Raw genomic sequence first — 4,054 nt, 5'->3', positions numbered from 1 at the left:
GCCGCAGGGCTTGCGGTGTCAGTCTGTGGAGCGACCATAAGACCAGAACAGAGTAAATCTGTTAAGGCAGGTGCGGAACCCCGCAAGGGAAAGAAGCAGAAACCTAAATCGTGAGGTTTGGGAATCACCGTCCGTTTACGGCGGTGAGGATGTCAAAGTTAACAAAATTAATTACACATATTTTTCCCTTCCGCAGTTCCGCAGTTCCGGTGTTCCCCTTTTCTGGGGTGTGAATTTAATTTTGTCGAACTGCTGATAGTTATCAGTTTTTTGTAGAATAGGGAGATTGAGAAAACGAACATCTGCCCTATGACAAGATTTCCTTTGACTGGTCGCTATTCTGGTTTATGCGTCTTACTCACTTTATTCTGGTTAAGCGGTCAATCTTTACCCGTGCGAGCGGAAAAAATCTATAATCCCCTCCCCCTCATCCTCAATAAAGAAATTAACGATACTCTCACCGACAAAGATATTCCCACGGGTGAGGGGGGGTTTGCTAGGGATTATACCGTAGATTTGGACAAGGACGATCAGGTGGCCATCGATCTCAAATCGGAAAATTTTGATGGAGTTTTAATTCTCCTGGCCGACGATGGTTCCACTGTAGCGGAAAATGATGATGGTCCCGATGGTGGCACTAATGCCCTCCTCTTTGCGCGCATTACCGAGTCGGGTAAGTATGTTATTCGGGTGAGAGCTTTCGGAGAAACCGGTGGGGGAAAATTTACCCTGAAATTAACCCGTTTACGGGCTGTGGATGGCAAAAATTAGCTAATTATTGTCAAAAAAACCAAGAATAGAGCCTCTGTCCACTCCACTACTGCACCGTAGGTATCGCCGGTGTGACCCCGAAGACGACGATATAACCAGTAACCAGTAAGCATAGCGAGGGCGATTCCAGCACTGATGGCGATTATTCCCCACCTTAGACCGCCAAATAGGGCGATTAACCCCCAAATTATTCCCCCACAGTCCCAGGGCAGACAAAAAGCCACTTTATGAAAGGCTCCCTTGCCGGTGGGTTTGAGGTAGGGATAAAGAGCGATCGCCATTACTTGCCCCCAACGTCCCCAAATTGGTGCTAAAATTAGAGCTAAGGCTCGATTATCGCTTAAATCAGTCAAAGCGGCGATTTTTAGCAGCAAAACCATAGTCACGGCCATGACTCCAAAGGCCCCGGTAACACTATCGGCCATGACCGCTAAACGACGCGGGGGGTCGGTGACAGCTAAACCATCGGCCGTGTCACTAACTCCATCAAGGTGTAGTCCTCCCGTTAGATAAACCCAAACCCCCACAAGGACAACCGCACGAGTCAGGGGTGGCATTCCCAGACCAGCTAGAGTTATATCGAGCAAAACTAGAATTAAACCCAAAAATAAGCCCACTAAGGGAATCCATCGGGCAATTCTGCCAAAATCCGGCCAGGCAATCGGAACCGGAATAATCGTGTAAAAAGCGATCGCACCTAAAAATGAGCGAATTTCTTGACAAATGAAGTTAAATATGGTAATCAATCTCCCCAAAATTAGATTCCGGTATGGCAGCGTTTCTCATAAAGATGAAGTATAACTTAATTTTGTATCGGCCACCCTGTGGGATTTTCAAAACATCTGAGAACGCCTATAATAATTCGGCATAACACGCTTATTGTAATGTTATAGGAAGAGTTCTTGCGATCGCTATACAGGAGAGTAATATACGGAAAGATTCCTGAAAAAATGCGTATTTGGCGTGATATGTGGAAAGTTTCCGTATAGCATCTAGTCCGACGTACACTTCTAAGCTACGAGTTCCCCCTGTGACTTAGTACAGTTACTAATACATAAAAAGCAAATTAAATGAAAACTCAGTTACTTGAAAGCCTACTTTACGAAGAAGAAAGTCCAACGCTTGATTTCAAAAAAGAACAATATCCATTCTCCAAGGCAAGTGAGGAAGAGAAGTCTGAACTTGTCAAGGATATTTTAGGATTCGCAAACGCATGGCGAAGATCCGATGCCTATATCTTGATTGGAGTAGAGGAAGTACGGGGCGGAAAAAGTGAAGTAATAGGAATACAAAATCATCTTGATGATCACACACTTCAACAATTTATTAACAGTCTCACTAATCAGCCAGTTCGCTTTCATTACGAGGCCGCAACTATTGAGGGCAAGCAAGTAGGTGTTATCCGAATTGAACAGCAAACAAGACCAATATATCTTAAGAAGAAATATGGAAAGCTGGATAAAGATAAGGTTTATGTGAGGAGAGGAAGTTCAACCGATCCACAAAAACCGGCTACTTTAGATGAAATTGCACAAATGAGGGTGGAACCTGAAGATATTGACGCTAATCTTGCGGTTGTATTTTCCAACCCAGATACTAAGGAACTGATTGGCTCACACTTATCAATTGAAGCTAAATTATACAACTTGCCGCCATCTTATAGCATCCCATCTTTGCCTGATTCGTCCAGAAATTCCTATGGATTTTATTCAACATCAATATATAGAACAAATCATCAATATTACCGTGATTTAGCTCACTATATCTATGTATGTAAGCTATTTCGCCCAGTTCGACTATCTATCTCAAATGTTGGGCGTGTCGCTGCGCGCAATGTCAGAGTCGAGTTCTCAGTTAACTCTTTAATGCAGATAGAGATGCTTGAAAAGGAAGATCTTCCTCAAATGCCCAAAAAGCAATCTCTCAGACCGGAGCTAAATCTAAATAGAAAGAGACTTAACATATCTAAGACACCAAGCAATGTGTGCATCAATCAAACTACTGACCAACTAACTATTGAGATTGATTGTGGAGATCTACAGCCAGGCAGGAGAATATTCTCTGATGTCTTCTATATCGGCAAGAAAACTGAAAATTGCGATAATATTTTCGGAGCAGTTTATGCCGACAATCTTTCTTACCCCTCTGAGTTGAATCTTACAATATCTGCTTCACTAAGCAAGTCTTCTCTGACAGTAGAAGATTTGATGTCTTGGGGGTAGTGCGATCGCCGCTGATCTTGTAGGGTGTGTTCCCTAATGTGGCTCTTACTGCTCCAGCGATCGATTTTTGGGTAACGCACCATGGACATTAATTGCAGCTGTGGGTTAAAGTGCGATGGCGAAGGCACTGCGTAGCAGTACGCTGATCCTGTCGGTTGGGTTGACGGCTGTTACCCAACACCCTCAAAACCAAGATTAAATAAGGTAGGATAGAGAGCGAAAAAATATTCTAGATTGCCGTGAATGGAAGCGTCTATATTGAAACAAGTATTTTTGGGCATTTAACCGCCAGACCCACTGACAATCTGATCGTTGCTGCTAATATCAAGATCACCCAGGATTGGTGGAACGAACATAGTAGCTCATTTACGCTTTACGCATCAGAGATCGTTGAAGATGAGGCAGCTAAGGGAGATCCGATAATCGCCGCTCAACGGTTAAACTTGTTACAATCCCTAATGCTTCTCGAACTTACGGAAGATGCGTTTGAACTTTCGCAAGCGTTTCTGACTCAAAGCAATCTGCCACTAAAGGCATCTAATGACGCTTTACATATGGCATTAGCAACCGTCTATAACTTAGATTATTTGCTAACATGGAACTGCAAGCACATGGCAAATGCCCAAATTCAGCGTAAGCTGGCTCAGATTAGTTCTGATCTCGGATATATATTGCCAGTTATTTGCACTCCTTATGAGCTTATTGGATATAACCTAGAGGTCTAGTCATGTATAAAAATGAAATTCTCGATGAAATTCACAAGTATAGAGAAGAATACGCTCAATCGTTTCAATATGACTTAAGAGCTATTTTTAATGACTTAAAGCAGAAGCAACTGGCTCATAAAGATAGATTAGTTAGGTTGCCAATTAAGCGAGCGTCTAACAAATCACTGCACCCGACCGCCGGCTAAAGCATTCAATGGAACCGCTAAATCTATAGTGCGATGCCGAAGGCACTGCGTAGCAGTACGCTATCTCCCTAGGGTGCGTTCCCTAATGTGGTTCCTACTGATCCAGCGATCGATTTTGGGGAACGCACCATGCCCATTGATTGCAGCT

At 43.4% G+C, this 4,054-nt stretch carries 5 protein-coding genes; 4 read left to right on the top strand and 1 reads right to left on the bottom strand.

Translation table 11 applies throughout. The annotated features are described in order from the left end of the window. The first annotated feature begins 309 nt into the window (after positions 1 to 309). Positions 310 to 771, top strand: a complete 462-nt coding sequence (locus tag PX636_RS07265) for a PPC domain-containing protein (protein ID WP_002757946.1) — start codon at positions 310 to 312, stop codon at positions 769 to 771. On the opposite strand, the gene cobS is transcribed toward PX636_RS07265, so the two are convergent. Further along, entirely contained in the window at positions 768 to 1,526 is a 759-nt protein-coding gene (cobS, locus tag PX636_RS07260) for an adenosylcobinamide-GDP ribazoletransferase (protein WP_288116612.1), read from the bottom strand. The genes PX636_RS07265 and cobS overlap by 4 nt on opposite strands. A gap of 315 nt (positions 1,527 to 1,841) precedes the next feature. On the opposite strand from cobS, the gene PX636_RS07255 reads away from it, so the two are divergent. The 3 genes from PX636_RS07255 to PX636_RS07245 all read left to right on the top strand — a co-directional run bounded on the left by PX636_RS07255 (position 1,842) and on the right by PX636_RS07245 (position 3,906). Next, complete coding sequence (locus PX636_RS07255) at positions 1,842 to 2,993, top strand: AlbA family DNA-binding domain-containing protein (RefSeq protein ID WP_288116610.1); 1,152 nt, start codon at positions 1,842 to 1,844, stop codon at positions 2,991 to 2,993. Between the two features lie 239 nt (positions 2,994 to 3,232). Further along, the gene (locus PX636_RS07250; protein WP_002797897.1) at positions 3,233 to 3,718 is read left to right on the top strand and encodes a type II toxin-antitoxin system VapC family toxin; all 486 of its coding nucleotides are present in this window, start codon (positions 3,233 to 3,235) and stop codon (positions 3,716 to 3,718) included. Positions 3,719 to 3,720: 2 nt separating this feature from the next. Then, positions 3,721 to 3,906 carry a hypothetical protein gene (locus PX636_RS07245; protein ID WP_002757942.1) on the top strand — a complete coding sequence of 62 codons (186 nt, stop codon included), beginning with the start codon at positions 3,721 to 3,723 and terminating at the stop codon, positions 3,904 to 3,906. Positions 3,907 to 4,054 lie beyond the last annotated feature (148 nt).

Source organism: Microcystis sp. M53598_WE2 (assembly GCF_030067735.1).
GTDB lineage: Bacteria > Cyanobacteriota > Cyanobacteriia > Cyanobacteriales > Microcystaceae > Microcystis > Microcystis aeruginosa.
The sequence above is the reverse complement of the archived record's forward strand: the minus strand, read 5'-3'. Positions and strand labels throughout refer to the sequence as shown.